This window comes from Mycolicibacterium austroafricanum (assembly GCF_000612725.1).
Classification (GTDB): domain Bacteria; phylum Actinomycetota; class Actinomycetes; order Mycobacteriales; family Mycobacteriaceae; genus Mycobacterium; species Mycobacterium austroafricanum.
Map to the genome: position 1 here is coordinate 189,520 of NZ_HG964452.1, position 17,749 is coordinate 207,268.

General features: G+C 67.9%; 19 protein-coding genes. 7 read left to right on the plus strand and 12 right to left on the minus strand.

Features of this window, described 5'->3' with window-relative positions; all coding sequences use genetic code 11:
* Positions 1 to 31: 31 nt before the first annotated feature.
* Entirely contained in the window at positions 32 to 181 is a 150-nt protein-coding gene (locus tag BN976_RS33195; protein ID WP_011781727.1) for a hypothetical protein, read from the plus strand.
* An 84-nt stretch (positions 182 to 265) separates the two neighbouring features.
* Here BN976_RS33195 and BN976_RS11290 read toward each other — a convergent pair whose 3' ends face one another.
* Genes BN976_RS11290 through BN976_RS11300 form a run of 3 tightly spaced genes read right to left on the minus strand, consistent with a single transcriptional unit; the run spans position 266 to position 3,141 of the window.
* Entirely contained in the window at positions 266 to 1,258 is a 993-nt protein-coding gene (locus BN976_RS11290) for an NAD(P)H-dependent flavin oxidoreductase (RefSeq protein ID WP_011781728.1), read from the minus strand.
* Entirely contained in the window at positions 1,258 to 2,010 is a 753-nt protein-coding gene (locus BN976_RS11295; protein WP_036370805.1) for a 3-hydroxyacyl-CoA dehydrogenase, read from the minus strand. The genes BN976_RS11290 and BN976_RS11295 overlap by 1 nt, the downstream gene beginning before the upstream one ends.
* A 36-nt stretch (positions 2,011 to 2,046) precedes the next feature.
* The gene (locus BN976_RS11300; RefSeq protein ID WP_036370807.1) at positions 2,047 to 3,141 is read right to left on the minus strand and encodes a CaiB/BaiF CoA transferase family protein; all 1,095 of its coding nucleotides are present in this window, start codon (positions 3,139 to 3,141) and stop codon (positions 2,047 to 2,049) included.
* Positions 3,142 to 3,261: 120 nt separating this feature from the next.
* On the opposite strand from BN976_RS11300, the gene BN976_RS11305 reads away from it, so the two are divergent.
* Together BN976_RS11305 and tet(V) are read left to right on the plus strand one after the other, a co-directional pair.
* On the plus strand, positions 3,262 to 4,083 hold the full coding sequence (locus BN976_RS11305; RefSeq protein WP_036371340.1) for an enoyl-CoA hydratase: 822 nt from the start codon (positions 3,262 to 3,264) through the stop codon (positions 4,081 to 4,083).
* Positions 4,084 to 4,173: 90 nt separating this feature from the next.
* Entirely contained in the window at positions 4,174 to 5,484 is a 1,311-nt protein-coding gene (tet(V), locus tag BN976_RS11310; RefSeq protein ID WP_375167623.1) for a tetracycline efflux MFS transporter Tet(V), read from the plus strand.
* Here tet(V) and BN976_RS11315 read toward each other — a convergent pair.
* From BN976_RS11315 to BN976_RS11325, 3 genes are read right to left on the minus strand one after another with little or no spacing between them, the layout of a single operon-like run.
* Positions 5,481 to 6,191, minus strand: a complete 711-nt coding sequence (locus BN976_RS11315; RefSeq protein ID WP_011781734.1) for a CPBP family intramembrane glutamic endopeptidase — start codon at positions 6,189 to 6,191, stop codon at positions 5,481 to 5,483. The two genes, tet(V) and BN976_RS11315, sit on opposite strands and share 4 nt — an antisense overlap.
* Positions 6,188 to 7,336 carry an NAD(P)H-binding protein gene (locus tag BN976_RS11320; protein WP_011781735.1) on the minus strand — a complete coding sequence of 383 codons (1,149 nt, stop codon included), beginning with the start codon at positions 7,334 to 7,336 and terminating at the stop codon, positions 6,188 to 6,190. Before BN976_RS11320 ends, BN976_RS11315 begins: the two co-directional genes overlap by 4 nt.
* 56 nt (positions 7,337 to 7,392) lie before the next feature.
* Entirely contained in the window at positions 7,393 to 7,923 is a 531-nt protein-coding gene (locus BN976_RS11325) for a gamma carbonic anhydrase family protein (RefSeq protein ID WP_199558929.1), read from the minus strand.
* 49 nt (positions 7,924 to 7,972) lie between these two features.
* On the opposite strand from BN976_RS11325, the gene BN976_RS11330 reads away from it, so the two are divergent.
* The 3 genes from BN976_RS11330 (at position 7,973) to BN976_RS11340 (ending at position 10,385) form a co-directional block, all read left to right on the plus strand.
* Complete coding sequence (locus BN976_RS11330; RefSeq protein WP_036371342.1) at positions 7,973 to 8,929, plus strand: SDR family NAD(P)-dependent oxidoreductase; 957 nt, start codon at positions 7,973 to 7,975, stop codon at positions 8,927 to 8,929.
* Positions 8,926 to 9,513, plus strand: coding sequence for a TetR/AcrR family transcriptional regulator (locus BN976_RS11335; protein WP_011781737.1), 588 nt, complete (start codon positions 8,926 to 8,928; stop codon positions 9,511 to 9,513). Before BN976_RS11330 ends, BN976_RS11335 begins: the two co-directional genes overlap by 4 nt.
* A gap of 128 nt (positions 9,514 to 9,641) precedes the next feature.
* A complete protein-coding gene (locus BN976_RS11340) occupies positions 9,642 to 10,385 on the plus strand; it encodes a fasciclin domain-containing protein (protein WP_036371344.1) in 744 nt (247 codons plus the stop codon).
* Positions 10,386 to 10,502: 117 nt separating this feature from the next.
* On the opposite strand, the gene BN976_RS11345 is transcribed toward BN976_RS11340, so the two are convergent.
* Genes BN976_RS11345 through BN976_RS11355 form a run of 3 tightly spaced genes read right to left on the minus strand, consistent with a single transcriptional unit; the run spans position 10,503 to position 13,614 of the window.
* Entirely contained in the window at positions 10,503 to 11,645 is a 1,143-nt protein-coding gene (locus BN976_RS11345) for an acyl-CoA dehydrogenase family protein (protein ID WP_011781739.1), read from the minus strand.
* A gap of 8 nt (positions 11,646 to 11,653) precedes the next feature.
* The gene (locus BN976_RS11350; RefSeq protein ID WP_199558930.1) at positions 11,654 to 12,460 is read right to left on the minus strand and encodes a crotonase/enoyl-CoA hydratase family protein; all 807 of its coding nucleotides are present in this window, start codon (positions 12,458 to 12,460) and stop codon (positions 11,654 to 11,656) included.
* Complete coding sequence (locus BN976_RS11355; protein ID WP_011781741.1) at positions 12,457 to 13,614, minus strand: thiolase family protein; 1,158 nt, start codon at positions 13,612 to 13,614, stop codon at positions 12,457 to 12,459. Before BN976_RS11355 ends, BN976_RS11350 begins: the two co-directional genes overlap by 4 nt.
* A 197-nt stretch (positions 13,615 to 13,811) precedes the next feature.
* On the opposite strand from BN976_RS11355, the gene BN976_RS11360 reads away from it, so the two are divergent.
* Positions 13,812 to 14,603, plus strand: coding sequence for a FadR/GntR family transcriptional regulator (locus BN976_RS11360; RefSeq protein WP_011781742.1), 792 nt, complete (start codon positions 13,812 to 13,814; stop codon positions 14,601 to 14,603).
* 3 nt (positions 14,604 to 14,606) lie between these two features.
* Here the strand turns inward: BN976_RS11360 and BN976_RS11365 are convergent, their stop codons facing one another.
* From BN976_RS11365 to BN976_RS11375, 3 genes are all read right to left on the minus strand, one after another.
* Positions 14,607 to 16,331 carry a DUF3556 domain-containing protein gene (locus tag BN976_RS11365; RefSeq protein WP_011781743.1) on the minus strand — a complete coding sequence of 575 codons (1,725 nt, stop codon included), beginning with the start codon at positions 16,329 to 16,331 and terminating at the stop codon, positions 14,607 to 14,609.
* 88 nt (positions 16,332 to 16,419) lie between these two features.
* Positions 16,420 to 16,944, minus strand: coding sequence for a DoxX family protein (locus tag BN976_RS11370; protein WP_011781744.1), 525 nt, complete (start codon positions 16,942 to 16,944; stop codon positions 16,420 to 16,422).
* 22 nt (positions 16,945 to 16,966) lie between these two features.
* Positions 16,967 to 17,734 carry an SDR family NAD(P)-dependent oxidoreductase gene (locus BN976_RS11375; protein ID WP_036370810.1) on the minus strand — a complete coding sequence of 256 codons (768 nt, stop codon included), beginning with the start codon at positions 17,732 to 17,734 and terminating at the stop codon, positions 16,967 to 16,969.
* Positions 17,735 to 17,749 lie beyond the last annotated feature (15 nt).

Below are 17,749 nucleotides of genomic sequence, written 5' to 3' on the forward strand. Positions count from 1 at the left end.
CGAAACGAGACTCAAAGAATCCTTAAAGGTGATGGTTACTGTCCAGTACATGTGGATCGACGACACCAGTGCTGATGTCATCAAGGTTGATTTCGACGCTCTCTACCACGGCGATGTCCTGGTCGAGGGTTTGACCTCCGAGCAGCTCGACGACGAGCAGGCACTGCCTACCGCAGTGTGAAAGAACGCGCGCCCCGAGGGGCGCGCGTTCTCCGCTTTTCGCTTTGCCTGGCCGTAGGGCAGCCCTACCGCCTGTGACGTGTTGTCACACCCGGGCCGCGGTCGGCGTGACCATCTCCCCGAGACGTCCGGTGATCAGTTGCTCGGCCTCCCCGACGATCCGGGAGACCAGCTCCCCGACGGTCGGGATGTCGTTGATCAGGCCCATCGCGGTACCGACAGTCCAGATCCCGGCATCGATGTCGCCGTCGTCGAAGACCTTGCGGCCACGAACGCCGGCCACCAGATCCTTGACGTCCTCGAACTGACCGCCGTCCTTGAGGATCTGCACCACCTCGCGCGACACCTCGTTGGACGCCACCCGGGCGGTGTTGTGCAGGCTGCGGAAGATCAGCTCCGTGCCCCGCTCGTCACCGGCCACGATGGCCTCCTTGACGTTCTGGTGGATGCAGGACTCGACCGTGCACATGAACCGCGACCCCATGTTGATGCCGTCGGCGCCCAGCGCCAGCGCGGCGACCAGGCCGCGGGCATCGGCGAAGCCGCCGGAGGCGATCATCGGGATCTCGATCTTGTCGGCCGCCGCGGGAATCAGCACCAGGCCAGGAACGTCGTCCTCACCCGGGTGACCGGCGCACTCGAAGCCGTCGATGCTGATGCCGTCCACGCCGAGGCTCTGCGCCTTGACCGCGTGCCGCACCGAGGTGCACTTGTGCAGCACCTTGATGCCGTTGTCGTGGAACATCGGCAGGTGCGGCGCCGGGTTGGAGCCGGCCGTCTCGACGATCTTGATGCCCGCGTCGACGATCACCTGGCGGTACTCGTCATACGGCGGCGGGTTGATCGCAGGCAGGATCGTCAGGTTGACGCCGAACGGCTTGTCGGTCAGATCGCGCGTCTTGGCGATCTCGTTGGCCAGGTCTGCCGGCGTCGGCTGGGTCAGCGCGGTGATAAACCCCAGCGCCCCCGCATTCGCCACGGCCGCAACGAGTTCGGCTCGTCCCACCCATTGCATGCCGCCCTGGGCGATGGGGTGCTCGACACCGAATGTCTCGGTGAACTTCGTCCTGATGGTCATCAGCGAGGCGCCATCCGGATGGCGCCGTCCAGACGGATCGTCTCACCGTTGAGCATCGGGTTCTCCACGATGTGCACGGCCAGCGCGCCGTACTCGTCGGGGTCGCCGAGCCGGGCCGGGTGCGGCACCTGCTTGCCGAGCGAGGCCTGGGCCTCCTCGGGCAGCGAGCCCAGCAGCGGGGTCTTGAACAAACCCGGCGCGATGGTGCAGACACGGATCAGCTCGCGCGACAGGTCACGCGCGATCGGCAGGGTCATGCCGACCACACCACCCTTGGACGCCGAGTAGGCGGCCTGCCCGATCTGGCCCTCGAACGCCGCGACCGACGCGGTGTTGATGATGACGCCGCGCTCACCGTTGATCGGCTCTTGCTTGGCGATCCGCTCGGCGGCGAGCCGGATCACGTTGAACGTGCCGATCAGGTTGACCTCGACGACCTTCTTGAAGGCGTCGAGCGGGAACGGTCCGTCCTTGCTCAGCGTCTTGGCCGCGTTGCCGATGCCGGCGCAGTTGACGTCGATGCGCAGCGGACCCATCTCCTCGGCGGCGTCCAGCGCGGCGGCCACCTGCTCGGGGTCGGTGACGTTGGTCTCGACGAACTTGGCGCGCGCACCGAGCTCCTTGACGGCCTCCTCACCCCGCAGGTCCATGACCACGACCGAGGCGCCCCGGTCGAGCAGTCGCTTGGTGGTCGCCAGACCAAGGCCCGACGCACCTCCGGTGACGACGGCTACGGCGTCTTTGATCTCCACAGATCTTGTCCTTTCTCTACTGTTTGAAAAGCGGGGTCAGACCCATTCACGCAGAACAGCTTCGGTGTCCGCGCCCGGCACACCCGGCGGCTTGGGAGCGGACGGCGCACTGCGTGAGAACCTCGGCGCGGGCGCCGGGTACAGGGATCCGTTCTCGGAGTAGAAGGTGTCACGCTCGGTGTTGTGCGGTTCGGACTCCACCTCGGCGAAGGACAGCACCGGCGTGACGCAGGCGTCGGTCCCGGCGAACACCTTGGCCCAGTGGTCGCGGTCGTGGGCGGCGAAAGCCTTGGTGAAGGCCTCGCGCAGCTCGGGCCAGCGGCTCATGTCGTTCTGGTCGGGCAGATCGGCACCGTCGAGACCGATTCCCTTGAGCATCTCGGCGTAGAACTGCGGCTCGATCGCACCGACCGCGACGTACTTCCCGTCAGCGGTCTCATAGGTGTCGTAGTACGGCGCGCCGGTGTCGAGCATGTTCGTGCCGCGCTCGTCGCTCCACATGCCCATGCCGCGGAACGCCCACATCATCATCGACAGCACGCTGGAGCCGTCGACCATCGCGGCGTCGACGACCTGTCCCTTTCCGGACCGCTCCCGTTCATACAGGGCCGAAAGCACCCCGACGAGAAGGAACATCGAGCCGCCGCCGAAGTCGCCGACGAGGTTCAGCGGGGGCACCGGGCGTTCGCCGGCGCGGCCGATGGCGTGCAGCGCTCCGTTTAGCGAGATGTAGTTGATGTCGTGCCCGGCCTGCTGGGCACGGGGGCCGTCCTGACCCCAGCCGGTCATCCGGGCATAGATCAGCTTCTCGTTGACCTTGGCGCAGTCCTGCGGACCGAGGCCCAGACGTTCGGTGACCCCGGGGCGGAAGCCCTCGATGAGCACGTCGGCCTTGGCGATCAGCCGCAGGACCATGTCGCGGTCCTCTTCGCTCTTCAGGTTCGCCGCCACCGAGCGGCGGTTGCGCAGCAGGTAGTCGCCACCGGGTTTGGTCGCCGGTCCGGGGCCCTTACCGGGCCGTTCGATGCGGACGACGTCGGCGCCAAGATCGCCGAGAATCATTGCGGCGTGCGGCCCGGGGCCGATGCCGGCCAGCTCGACGACGCGAAGTCCCTGTAGTGGTCCAGCCATGCCTAAGCGCCCTTCGTCAGAATCGTTCGGTTGACCGCCGACATAGCTTACTTGTATAACCAAGTCGGACCGGCCACGGGGCTTGAGCTGTCGGGAAGGCCCCCGATGAAGGGGACGTTCATGACCACCACCGACCCGACCACCGACGCCTACGAGGGCATTGCCGACCTCGCCGTCGGCCTCGACGACGGCGTTCTCACCGTCACCCTCAACCGGCCGAACAGCCTGAACTCGCTCACGGCGCCGATGCTGCAGGCGTTCGCGGCGACCTTGGAACGCGCCGCAGGCGACCCGCGGGTCCGGGTGGTGCGTATCGGCGGCGCGGGCCGCGGCTTCTGCTCGGGCGCAGGGATCAGCGAGGAAGACCACGCCAACCCCGGCGCGGCCGGACCCCCGACCGACGTGCTGGACGGGGCGAACCGCTGCATCCGCGCGATCGCGAACCTGCCGCAGCCCTCGGTGGCCGTCGTACAGGGCGCCGCGGCGGGCGTGGGGGTGTCGCTGGCCCTGGCCTGCGATGTCGTAATCGCCTCGGAGAAGGCATTTTTCATGCTGGCGTTCACCAAGATCGGGTTGATGCCCGACGGTGGGGCCTCGGCACTGATCGCGGCCGCGGTGGGGCGCATCCGCGCGATGCGGATGGCGCTGCTGGCCGAACGCATCTCGGCTCGCGAGGCCTACGACTGGGGCCTGGTGAGCTCGGTGCACCCGGCCGAGGAGTTCGATGCCGAGGTCGACAAGGTGATCGCCACGCTGGTGGCCGGCCCCGCGGTGGCGTTGCGCAAGACCAAGGACGCGATCAACGCCGCCACCCTGACCGAACTGGAGGCCGCGCTCGAGCGCGAGACGGCGGGCCAGTTGGTCTTGCTGAAATCCGCCGACTTCCGGGAAGGCACCCACGCGTTCCAGCAGCGCAGGGTCGCCAAGTTCACCGACTCCTAGACGATTTCGGTGTAGTTGGTCAACCTGAGCGAGACCAAGTACACCGAAAATCGCTCGACTCGGTGCGGGGTGGTCGGCAACCATCGATCGGTGAGCACGCAGTACGAGACCGGGCGCAGCAGCGCTCGATCGGATTCGGAGCAGCCGGTGGCCCCCGCCGGCTGGCGCGTGCTCGCGCCATTCCGGTACCGCGAGTACCGGCTGTTGATCGCGGCCGTGTCGCTGTCGATCTTCGCCGAGGGCATGTGGGCGGTCGTGATGGCGCTGCAGGTCATCGAACTCTCCAACGACCCGGCGGCGTTGTCACTGGTCGCGACCTGCCTGGGTGCCGGCCTGGTGGGGTTCGTACTGGTCGGCGGGCTGGCCGCCGACCGGCTCAGCCAGCGGGGCATCATCATCGTGGTCGAGGCCGTCAACACGGTGGCGGTCACCGCCGTCGCCGTGCTCGGATTCGTTGACGCACTACGGATCTGGCATATGGCGGTGGCCGCCGCGGCGCTGGGGATCGCGGCCGCGTTCTTCTTCCCGGCCTACAGCGCGATCCTGCCGAGGATCCTGCCCCCCGAACAGTTGTTGGCCGCCAACGGCATCGAAGGGGTGGTGCGCCCGGTCTTCCAGCGCGCCGTCGGCCCGGCCATCGCCGGTCTGGTGGTGGGGGCGCTGTTCCCGTCGGCGGGCGCCCTGGTGGTGGCCGTCCTGTTCGCGACCGGCTTGGCACTGCTGGTGGCCACTCGGCCACCGAAGGCGAAAGACACAGGGGCGCAACACGAGCCGCGGCCTCATCTGTTGCGGGACCTGCGCGATGGCTGGGTGTTCATGCTGCGCACCCCCTGGCTGTTGTGGACGCTGCTTTTCGCGAGCCTGTTCGTGCTCGTCGTCCTCGGCCCGATCGAGGTGCTGCTGCCGTTCGTCGTCGCCGAGCGGTTCACCCACGGCGCGCAGACCTACGGCTTCATCCTGGCGTTCTTCGGGCTGGGCAGCGCGCTGGGCGCGCTGGGGGTGTCGTCACGACGCCTGCCGCGCCGGTATCTCACGGTGATGATGGCGATGTGGAGCGTGGGTTCCGTCCCGCTGGTGATCGTCGGTGTCACGTCGTCGTTCCCGCTGATGGCGTTGGCCACGTTCGTCATCGGCGTGACCGACGGGACGGCGATGGTCATCTGGGGAACGCTGTTGCAGCGCCGGGTTCCGCCGGAGCTGCTGGGCCGGGTGTCGAGCCTCGACTTCTTCGTGTCGCTGGCGTTCATGCCGGTGTCGTTCGCCATCGTCGGCCCGCTGTCGAAGATCGTGTCGATGGAGGCGATCTTCCTGGCCGCAGGACTGCTGCCGGTGCTGCTGGCTGCAGTGGCCGTGTGGGCGGCCAAGATGCACCGCGACGAGGTGGCGCATCCGCTGCGTTAGACCCCGAAGATCGGGGGCAGTGCGAGCACCATGACCAGACCCCAGAAGAAATGGGTCAGCATCGGTGCGAGCACTCCCCCGGTGGCACGGCGCTCGAACGCACACACCGTGCCCAGGATGATCGCCGCGAAGCCCAGCATCGGGTTGCCGGTCGTGGCGGCCGTGGCGATCACGTAGAGCACCGTCGAGAAGATCACCGGGTGGAACTTCAGCAGCGCGGTGTAGACCGCCCCGCGGAAGAACATCTCCTCGGCCACTCCGTTGATCACCGTGATGAACACGATCAGCCACAGCGGTCCGGTGTTGGAGTACTCCAGCACCCGGGTGATGTAGTCGTTGAGCCCCGGCACCTCACGCACGATCAAAGCGCCGACGACGAAGATCGCACCGAGCGCCAGCCCGATCGCCGTACCCGTGATCACCGGCCGCTGGTTGCGGCCGCGGAAGCAGACGTGGCCCATGTGCAGCGGGCCGGAGGCGAACGCGCCCGCGGCCCACACACCCGCCAGCGCCAGCGTGAGCCAGATGAAGGTCTCGTCACCGGCCGGGCGACTCAGCGAGTAACCGAGAAGCGCGGCACCGACCAGAAGCACGACACCCACGATGAGCTTGCGGCGGTTGACCACCGACGGCGGCTCGTTGTAGGGCCGCGCCTTGCCGCGCGCGATCCTGCGCAGCTCACCGGCCCAGCTCGTCGGGGCGCTCATGCCGGAATCACCTTGGGCACCAGCCCGATCACGGCGTCCAGCCCGGTGCGTACCGCCGCCGCGACGGGTCCGGGAACGAACCCGATGAGACCGAGGAACGGGCGGGCGACGGGCGGCGTCACCGCGCCGGCCAACTGGCGCAGCCGCAGCGCGTCGCCGCCGGCCCAGTCGGGATCGGTGTCGGCGAGGTGGTGCGGATCGGTCAGCTCGTCGACGGGCCGACGCGCCGGACTGGCCGCGGCCCGCCGGATCGCGTCCTCGACGCCGACCAGGCCACCTGGCGGATCGGGGACACGGCCGCGCAGTCCCTCCGCCGACGCCATCATCGGATAGTCAAGTGATTCAACAAGATCGGAGGCCAAACCGGCCGGCACGGGGAGCACGACCCCGGTCAGCTTCGACACCGTCGCGATGTCGACGCCGTACACCGCGACCGGCGCGCGCCAGACCCCGGCGACGCGCGCGTAGGTACGCAGCAGGTCACCGTAGGTGGTGGTCTCCGGTCCGCTGATGTCGTAGGCGCCGGGCGGAACCGTGTCGGCATCGGCCGCCGCGACGAGATAGTGCAGTGCGTCGCTGATGGCGATCGGGTCGATGGGATTAGCCGACCACTCCGGCATGGGCAACAGTAGGAACCGGTCGCCGACGTAACGCAGCATCTCGAACGACGTCGAGCCCGCGCCGATGACGATCGCGGCGCCGAGCCACACCACATCCGGGCCGCCGTCGACGGTCAGCGCGGCAGCAACCTCGGCGCGGCTGGTCAGATGCTCGGACAGCGAGTCGTCGTCGGGGACGAACCCGCCCAGATAGACGATGCGGCGTACCCCTGCCGCCTTGGCCGCCGAGGCGACGTTGGCCGCCGCCCGATTGTCGGCTTCCCGGAACCCGGGCTGCCCGATGCCGTGCACGAGGTAGTACACCACGTCGACCGGCCCGGCGTCGGTGAACGCCTGCCGCGCCGAGATCTCGTCGTGCGCATCGAGGGTGACCGTTGAAACGTCCTTGTACCAGCCGAACTCCGTCAAGCGCGCGGGGTCGCGGCTGGCGGCGACGACCTGATGACCGTCGTGGAGCAACGCGGTGACGAGCCGAGAGCCGATGTAGCCGGTGGCGCCGGCGACCAGTGTGCGCACGGGTTTCACGGTTGCCCTGTACCCCGCCGCGGCGTCTCAGAATCCGGGCTGCGGCGTCAGGTCCGTCACGCCGGGTCCCGGTGTCGCTTCACCAGCTCCTGGTACACCACCGCGTTGTGCCGGATCCCCTCGATCTCGGCCTCGCCGAGTTGCCTGCGCACCTTGCCGGGTACGCCGGCGACCATCGACCCCGGCGGGATCACCGCACCCTGCGGGACGACCGCGCCGGCCGCGATCAACGACCCGGAACCGACGACGGCGCCGTTGAGCACCACCGCCCCCATCCCGACGAGAGAGTTGTCCTCGATGGTGCAGCCGTGCAGCACCGCGTTGTGGCCGACGCTGCAGCCGGCACCGACACGGACCGGGAATCCGGGGTCGACGTGGATCGTCACCCCGTCCTGGATGTTGGCGCCCGCCCCGATCTCGATCAGTTCCGCCTCGGCGCGCAGGATCGCGCCGTACCAGGCGCTGGCGCCGGCGCCGATGCTGACCTGGCCGATCACGGTCGCGTTCGGGGCCACCCAGCTGTCGGGATGCAGTTCGGGCGAGCGGCCGGCGATGGGCAGGATCAGAGGCTCAGGCATGGGCGTCATCGTAGGGCCGGGTGAGCACGACCCGGCCGCCGCATGCGATCCTCACGTCGTGACAGCGACGTCAGCACCGACAGCACTCGACATCGTCGAGGGAGTCGACCTCAGTGGTAAGACCTGCGTCATCACCGGCGCGTCCTCCGGCCTGGGCCGCGAATCCGCGCGTGCACTGGCCAAGGCCGGCGCCCATGTCATCCTGGCGGCCCGCAACGCCGCCGCGATGTCCGAGACCGAGGCGTGGCTGCGCGCTCAACTGCCCGACGCGTTGCTGTCGGTGGTGGACCTGGACCTGACGTCGCTGGCGAGCATCGCGGCCGCCGCGGCCGAGATCAGCGAACTGACCCCCGTGGTGCACGTGCTGATGAACAACGCGGGCGTGATGTTCACCCCGTTCGGCCGCACCGTCGACGGTTTCGAAATCCAGTTCGGCACAAACCATCTCGGCCATTTCGAGCTGACCAGGCTGCTGTTCCCCGCGCTGGTCGCCGCGGACGGGGCGCGGGTGGTCAACCTGTCGTCGGAGGGCCACCGGATGGGCGACGTCGACTTCGACGACCCCAACTGGGAGCACCGCGACTACGACAAGTTCGCCGCCTACGGCGCGTCGAAGACCGCCAACGTGTTGCACGCGGTCGAACTGGACCGCCGGCTCCGCGACAGTGGCGTGCGCGCCTTCGCCGTGCATCCCGGGATCGTGGCCACCTCACTGGCCCGCCACATGACCAACGACGACTTCGCCAGCCTGAACGCGGCCAGTTCCACGCGCAACAGCGACAAGCCGGCCACCGACTTCCGGAAGCAGTTCACGACCCCCGAGTACGGCGCCGCCACCCAGGTGTGGGCAGCGGTCAGCACAGACCTCGACGATGCAGGTGGCGTGTACCTGTCCGACTGCGAGGTGCGCCGGGCCGCGGCGTACGCGGTCGACGAGGCCCGTGCGCTGGCGTTGTGGGACCTCTCGGAACGACTCTGCACGCGGAGCTCGCCGAGTTTAGGCTCAGGTGCGTGAGTTCGTCGGCGAAGGTCATCTACCTTCGCTCCTACGGTGACCGGGACCGCGAGGACCACCACGTGGTCGGGGCGGTCCTCGATGCCACCGCCGCGTTGCTGTGTGAGTTCACGTTCGACGATCTGACCACCCGTCGCATCGCCGAGGCCGCCGGCGTCACACACGGCGACCTCTGCGTGTACTTCCGCTCCACCGAGGCGATCGTCGCCGAGATCTATCTCGGCCTGCTGCGCGATGCGCCGCTCACGGTCGACATCGAGCAGTCCGCGCAGGCGCGGGTCGCCGCGCTGTTCAACCAGCTGGTGATGCTGCCGGCCGACCACCCGGGCCTGGCCGCCGCGTGTTCACGTGCACTGATCTCGCAGGAGATGTCGGCGCATGCGATCCGTCGGCGGATCCACGCCGAGCTGCACCGGCGGGTGTGCGCCGTGCTGCGCTCGGAGGCGTGGCCCGAGGTCACCGAGACGCTCGAGTTCGGGCTGGTGGGCGCGATGGTGCAGGCGAGTGCGGGGATCACCACGTTCGAGGCCACCGCCGGCGAGTTGGCCTGCGTCGTCGCGAGATTGTTGCCTGCGGGCTCCTGACAGCAAACGCACTGTTCAACGACCTGCTCAGCTTCCTGTCGGCGGCCGTGATGCGAGTTCTCGACTTGGCCGTGACCAATTCGTGCACTTACCATGCCAGGCGACTTGACAAGCGTAAGGAGCACACCGTGAAGACCCGCACCAGCAAGGCCATCGGCGTCGCTGTCAGTGCCGCCGCGATCGCCCTGTCGGTTCCACTGGCCATCAACGCCCACGCCGAGCCGTCCACCCCGGTGGCCGAGATCCCGGATCCGCAGGGACCCGACTGCGGCGCGTTCAAGGAGGCGCTGCCGAACTGGAAGGGGCTGGCGAACCTGCCCGTCAGCACCGCACTGTCCTCGATCCCCGACATCTCGTCGTTCAACTCCGCGATCTCCGGGCAGCTGAACCCGGCCGTCAACATCACCGGGGTGCTCGACAACGGGCCGTATGTCGTGTTCGCGCCCACCAACGAGGCGTTCGCGGCGCTGCCGCCCGAGCAGCTGGAGGTGCTGCGCACCGATCCGGCCGCGCTGACCAGCCTGGTGTACTACCACGTGTTCCTCGGCCTGCTCGGCCCTGACGACGTCAAGGGGCAGCGTCCCACCCAGCAGGGCACCGAGATCGAGGTGACGGGCTCCGGCGGCGACATCGCGGTCAACGAGACCACCAAGGTCGTCTGCGGTGGCATCCAGGCGCAGAACGCGCGGATCTACATCGTCGATCAGGTTCTCAACCCGGCCGAGGCGCCGGCCCCGATCACGCCCACCAGCACGTCTGAGACGAGCTCGACCGAGACGACGACCCCCACCACCCCGACGTCGACGGAGACGCCGCCGCCGGCTCCGGCCGAGGCGCCCACCGTGCCCGCGGCCGAAGCACCCATCGGCTAGCTACTCGCACCTAACTCGCCGAGATTGCGTTCAGGGTCGTCGATCCGCCGGCACCACCGCCCTGGACGCAATCTCGAGACACAAAATGCCCCCGCCGTGGCGGGGGCATTTTCGTCCTCAGACGCCCAGCTCGCGGCCGATGATCTCCTTCATGATCTCGGTGGTGCCACCGAAGATCGTCTGGATGCGTCCGTCGACGTATGCCCGCGCCACGCGGTATTCGAGCATGTAGCCGTAACCACCGTGCAGCTGCACGCACTGGTCGACGACCTTCTTGGCGGTCTCGGTGGCCCACCACTTGGCCTTGGCCGCCTCGACCGCGGTCAGCTCACCGTCGACGACGCCCTGCAGGCAGCGGTCGATGTAGTTCTCGGTGACCTCCAGCTCGGTCTCCATCTCGGCGAGCAGGAAACGGTTGTGCTGGAAGCTGCCGATCGGCTGCCCGAAAGCCTTGCGGTCCTTGGCGTATTGCAGCGTCTCCTGAAAGACCGCACGCGCCCCGGCGATCGCCGAGATGGCGATCGAGAGCCGCTCCGACGGCAGGTTGGTCATCAGGTGGTAGAAACCGCGGCCCTCCTTGCCGAGCAGGTTGGCATTGGGCACCCGGACGTTCTCGAAGTGCAGCTCGGAGGTGTCCTGGCTGTGCAGGCCCATCTTGTCGAGCTTGCGGCCCCGGGTGAAGCCCTCCATACCGCGCTCCACCACGAACAGGCTGAAGCCCTTGTGGCCGGCCTCGGGGTCGGTGCGGGCGACCACGACGCACAGGTCGCAGTTGATGCCCGAGGAGATGAACGTCTTGGAGCCGTTGATGATCCAGTCGTCGCCGTCGCGCACCGCGGAGGTGCGGATGCCGGCGAGGTCGCTGCCCGCGCCGGGCTCGGTCATCGCGACCGCGATGATCGTCTCGCCGCTGGCGATGCCGGGCAGCCACCGCTTCTTCTGCTCGTCGTTGGTGAGGTCCTTGAAATAAGGCCCGACGACGTCGTTGTGCAGGCTCAGCGCCGGTCCGTGCACGCCGGACTTCGCCATCTCCTCGTCGATGATCGCGTTGAACCGGAAGTCCTCCGAGCCGCCGCCGCCGTACTCCTCGGGCATGTTGAACCCGATCAGGCCGTACTTGCCCGCTGCGGTGTAGGCCGACCGGTCGACGATGCGCTCGGTCTCCCACTTCTCGGAGTTCGGCACGAGCTCACGCTCGATGTACTCCTTGACGGTCTCGCGGAACGCCTCGTGCTCGGCGTCATAGATGGTGCGCTTCATTCGCTTCCTTACTTTGCTTTCCAGACGGGCTCGCGCTTCTGGGCGAAGGCCAGCGGCCCTTCCATGGCGTCTTCGGTCTTCAGCAGCGTCGAGAACTCACCGAACGTCTGCTTCCAGAACGGCTCTTCGCTGCCGACCACACCGTCGACGGCCCCGTAGGAGACCCGCTTGCTGGCCTGCACGGCCAGCGGCGCGTTGCAGGTGATCCGCTCGGCCAGAGCCAAAGCCGCGTCGACCACGGTGCCGTCGGGCACGACCTGGTTGATCAGGCCCCAGCGCAGCGCGTCGGCCGAGCTGATCGGCTCACCGGTGTAGATCAGCTCGAGTGCCACCTTGCGCGGCAGCTGCTCGACGATGCGGAACACCCCGCCCGCGCCGGCGATCAGGCCGCGTTTCACTTCGGGCAGACCGAATTTCGCGCGTTCCTCGGCGACCACCAGATCACTGGCCAGAGCCAGCTCGGTGCCGCCTCCCAGCGCGGTGCCGTTGACCGCCGCGATGGTCGGCTTGTCGATGAAATGCCGCACGTATCCGGCGAAGCCCCATTCCGTGTGCTCGGGGTGGAAGAGGTTCTCGCCGCGTGAGATCGCCTTGAGGTCCGCTCCGGCACAGAACGACTTGCCGCCGGCACCGGTCAGGATGACGGCCCGGATCTCCGGATCGTCCTGCGCGGCCTGTAGGGCGTTGCCGACGCCGATGCTGACCGACGCGTTGACGGCGTTGCGTGCCTCGGGTCGGTTGATCGTGATGATCAGGACGTTCCCCCTGCGCTCGGTGAGAGCGCCGGGCGCGGTATCGGTCACGGTGTCGGTCACAGCAGTTCCAGGATGGTCGCGTTGGCCTGGCCGCCGCCCTCGCACATGGTCTGCAGGCCGTACTGAATGTTGTTGTCCCGCATGTGGTACAGCAACGTGGTCAGGATACGGGCGCCGGATCCGCCGAGCGGGTGACCGAGCGCGATCGCGCCGCCGTTGGGGTTGAGCTTCTTCTCGTCGGCGCCGATGTCCTTCAGCCACGCCATCGGAACCGGAGCGAAGGCCTCGTTGACCTCGAACGCGCCGATCTGGTCGACGCTCAGGCCGGACTTCTTCAGCGCCTTCTGGGTGGCCGGGATCGGCGCGGTCAGCATGATGACGGGGTCGGCGCCGGCCAGCACCGCGGTGTGCACCTTGGCGAGCGGCTTGCAGCCCAGCTCCTTGGCCTTCTCGGCGGACATGATCAGCAGCGCGGCCGAACCGTCGGAGATCTGGCTGGAGTTACCGGCGTGGATCACACCGTCCTCCTTGAACGCCGGCTTGATCTTGGCCATCGACTCGACGGTGCCGCCACGACGGATGCCGCCGTCCTCGAGAACCACGGTGTCGTTGCCATCGGCGTCCTTGGTCTTGATGCCCACGATCTGGTCCTTGAAGGCGCCGGAATCCTGTGCGGCGGCGGCCTTCTCATGCGAACGCAGGGAGAACTCGTCGAGCTGGGTGCGGCTGAAGCCCCACTGCTCGGCGATCATCTCGGCGCCCACACCCTGGTTCGGGGTCTGGGCGTAGCGGGCCTTGAACGACTCGCCGTAGGGGTTTCCGCCATTGGCCAGCGAGGACCCCATCGGGGTCCGCGACATCGACTCGACGCCGCCGGCGACGACGACGTCGTAGTGGCCGGCGATCACACCGGCGACTGCGAAGTTCAGCGTCTGCTGGCTGGATCCGCACTGCCGGTCCACGGTCACGCCTGCGACGGTCTCGGGCCAGCCGGCCGACAGCGCCGCGGTGCGGGCGATGTCGAGAGCCTGCTCACCGGCCTGCATGACGCAGCCCCAAATGACATCGTCGACGAGCGCGGGATCCACGCCGGCACGCTCCACAAGGCCGTTGAGGACCTGGGCGGACAGCTCGGCGGGGTGCACCCCCGACAGTGCGCCGTTGCGCTTGCCGACTGGCGCGCGTACGGCCTCGACGATGACGGCTTCAGCCATGGGGATACTCCTTCATTGGATGGGCTTTGCCCCGAAACTAACGAACAAGGTTTACTAGGTCAACCTACTGGTTGGTAGGTGCGCGTCGGCGCGCACCCCCGGCGGCAAAGTCCGCTTGATCCGCAGTTCGGGCACCACATGGTTTACTGAGTTGCACAGCTGACTCAGCTGCGCGGTCGACTGCCTGAGGAGGTGCAATGACGCGCAACACCCCGTTGGCCCCGATGATCGGGCCGGACGCCGTCGCGTCACGCGCCGCCGTCCGCTCCCCCAAGACCGCCGAGCTCGTCGCGGGAACACTGCGCCGGATGGTGGTCGAGGGCCAGCTCAAAGACGGTGACTTCCTGCCCAACGAGGCCGAGCTGATGGCACACTTCGGCGTCAGCCGTCCGACACTGCGCGAGGCCGTCCGGGTGCTGGAGTCCGAACGTCTCGTCGAGGTGCGCCGAGGGTCCCGCACCGGGGCGCGGGTCCGGGTGCCCGGCCCCGAGATCGTGGCCCGCCCGGCCGGTCTGTTGCTGGAGCTGTCGGGCGCGACGATCGCCGACCTGCTGACCGCGAAGTCGGGTATCGAGCCGATGGCCGCGCGGCTGCTCGCCGAGTCCGGTTCTCCCGAGGCTTTCGACGAGCTCGAGCGGATGCTGGAGGAACTCGCCGCCGACAGCCACAAGTCCAGCCGGCTCGCCGAGGCCACCGGGCTGTTCCATCTGCGCGTGGTGCAACTGTCGGGCAATGCGACGCTGAGCATCGTCGCCGGCATGCTGCACGAGATCACGGTCAGGCACACGGCTTTCGTGTTCAACGAGCGTCGCCCGGTCTCGAAGGCGGATTACGACACGCTGCTGCGGTCCTACCGCAAGCTGATGCAGTTCCTGCGCGCCGGTGATGCCGTCGGCGCCGAAGCGCATTGGCGCAAGCACCTTGACACGACTCGGGAGCTGCTGCTGACGGGCCTGGAGAGCGTGCCGGTCCGCGACGTGATGGGCTGACGCTCACCTGCGCCAAGTCACGTGCACCGGCACCGTGTCGTCCCACGGCTGGCGGGTGACCATGTCGGCGACCATGACGTAACCACGTTCGAACTCCCCGGTGGCCGCGTCGACGAGACGGTATTCCTGACGCTGTCTGTGAATCGGTTGCGCGTCGAGCAGCAGCACCCGCACCTCGCCGGGCTCGAACTGGCACCGCTTCTGCAGCGCGGCGATCAGTTGTTCGTTGTGCATGTGACCGTCGCCGAAGTTCCACCCGATCGCGGTGCTACAGATGCGTTCGCCGTCGGTGAGGACGTAGTCGTCTTCGCTCCCGTCGGCCATCGCCCGGTGCGCGAGCGTGAACATCGCGCGGCCGTGGGTGTTGAACGACCGGAACGCATACCCCATGTACTGGTAGACCTCCGCGGTCTCCTTGCTGCCGTAGAACTTCTCCATCTGCGCGGCGGGCATGCTGGCGATCGCGACGATGCCGTTGGCGATCTTCTCCGCCGCCGAGGGTTTCACGCACCAGAGCGTGGTGTCCCAGTTCCCCGCGTAGTAGCGCATGCCGGGCAGGAAGGACACCTTGCGGGGGAACAGGTTTCCGATCACCACCGTGCCGGCGACGGCGGCGAACAGCAGGATCGGCCACGGACTCTGCAGGTCGGCCAGACCGATTCCGGCGTTGCCGACGAACAACGCCAGCACGCTGAACATCATGAAGACGTTCCACTCCAGCGGCACGCCCATCGGGATGGCCGACAGGATGCCGAAGTGGAAGACGAGCATCACGAACGCGGCGATCGCGGTGGCCCAGCCGCCGTGGGAGAAGAAGAGGACGAGCGGCACCAGGCCCTCGATGGCGGTGCTGAAGTGGGCGAGGAACCGTGACGCCCGGCCCGGACGCAGGTCGTCGGGGAAGTGTTCGAAGAACTTCCGCTTGATCCAGCGCGGCCGCATCACCGGGTTGTTGCTCATCATCGTGGAGATGACGAACGGGAAGTGCTTGTTGAGCTTCGAGGTGGCCGCACCGAGCCAGATCACCAGGCACACCAGCTTGGCGGCGATGATGATGTCGGCCCCGCTGAACAGAAAGCAAACCGCCAGCGAGCCGTACACCTCGCCGCGGGCGGCCAGGAAGATCACCTTGTCGCGCAGCCCGGCGACGACGAGCAGGCCGATGATCGTCGCGGTCTGCCACACCGGCAGCACCCCGACTTCCGACCCCAGCTCGGGAATGGGCCCGGTGCCATCAGAAAACAGCGCGAACAACAACATCACCAACAACGCGGCGTAGAGCAGTACGTCGAACGGTGTGCGGCTGTCCCCGGCGGTCAGCGGAACCCGGTTCGGCCACGGTGGCAGCCGAATAGTCCTGGGCCGCAACCAGTACAGGATCGATCCCATCGGTGGGAAGAACCGGTTGTTCAGCGGGCCGAAGCCGCAGCCGAGGCCGACGACCTCGAACAGCATCGTGTAGAAGACGACCTTCTGGTACACGATCGGCTCGTGGTACCAGGCGGCGACGTTGGTGAACCCGTCGATGCCGCTGGTGGTCAGCACGATCAGCCACGCCACCAGGATGTAGAGCAGGATCTTCACGACGTAGAACAGGTGCAGCACCACCGGCGTGCCGAAGCCGACCTCGGCCCAGTGCCGCGCCATCGGGACGATGCGCTCTGCCCGGGTGCCCTTGCTCCATTCCGCGTAGTCGACGACGGGCGCGTCCTGCTTGAGAAACCCCATGACGGTCAGACTAGAACGTGTTCCAGTTCCTCCGGGTGATTCGGGTGTAGTTGGTCACGCTGAGGTTGACCAACTACACCGAAATCCCTCAGGACGCGCTCTGCGGCGCCGGGGGGCGGTAGAAGATGACCAGCTGGCCGATGCCGCCGGCCAAACCCAGCACCACCGCGATGAGCAGGCCCCACCAGCCGTGCAGCAGGTCGTAGATCCCGGTTCCGGAGAACAGGGCGTAGTCCAGGCTGAGCCTGCCCGCGCCGATGGTCGCGATGCCGACCGCCGACGCCGCCAGCACCAGGTTGTACTCCCAACCCTCCTTGACGATGAAGAAGCCGTTGGGCTTGTGCACCGTCCACGCCGCGACCAGCATCAGCGCGACGAAACCGGCAGCAGGGATCGGGGTCAGCAGCCCGACGGCCAGACCGATCCCGGCAGCCATCTCGGTGGTCGCCGCGATCCGGGCGTGGAACATGCCCGGCCTCATCCCCATGCTGTCGAACCAGCCTGCGGTGCCCTTGAGCCCGCCCTTGCCGAAGAACTTGTTGTAGCCGTGCGCGGCCATGGTCAGGCCGAGAACCACTCGCAGGATCAGCACGCCGACGTCGTAGGCAGTCATGCAACAGAACTTAGAACATCTGTCACGTCGCCGCCCACCCCCCGTCCACGCTGAGGACGGCTCCCTGGATGTTGGCGGCATCGTCGGAGGCCAGGAAGACCACCGCTGCGGCGACCTCCTGCGGCGTGCTCATCCGCCGCGACGGGACGCGCGCCAGCGCCGGTGCGATGTGTTCGGCGAACTCCGCGGCACGTTCCGTCGCGATCGGTCCGGGTGCGACGGCGTTGACCCTCACCCCCGACGGTCCGTACTCGGCGGCCCACGACCGTGTCAGCGAGTGCACCGCCGCCTTGGTGGCGTCGTACACCGCCGACCCGGCAGTGCCGCGGAGGCCCGTGATGGACCCGATGTTGACGACGGAACCGGAGCCGCGTGCCGCCATGGCCGAGGCGAGGCGCCCGGTCAGCAGCATCGGTGCGATGACGTTGACCGTGAACGCCTCCGCCACCTCGCCGGCCGACAGGGTCGCGGTGGGCTCGGGCAGCAGCAGCTTTGCCGCGTTGTTCACCAGGATGTCGATGTCGGTGCCTGCCGCCTGGGCCGCGCGCTCTGCCAGGCTGCCGATCGCCCGTTCGTCGGCACCACCCAGGTCGGCCGCCACGAAATGCGCCGACGCCCCGGCGGCCCGGATGCCGGAGACCACGGATTCACCCCTTGCGGCGTCGCGACCGGTGACGACGACGACCGCCCCGTCGGCGGCGAGTGCGTGCGCGATGGTCACCCCGAGGCCGCCGGTGGAACCGGTGACCAGTGCTGTGCGGCCGGCCAGCCGCGTACTGTTTGGACTCATGAGTCCATACGCTGC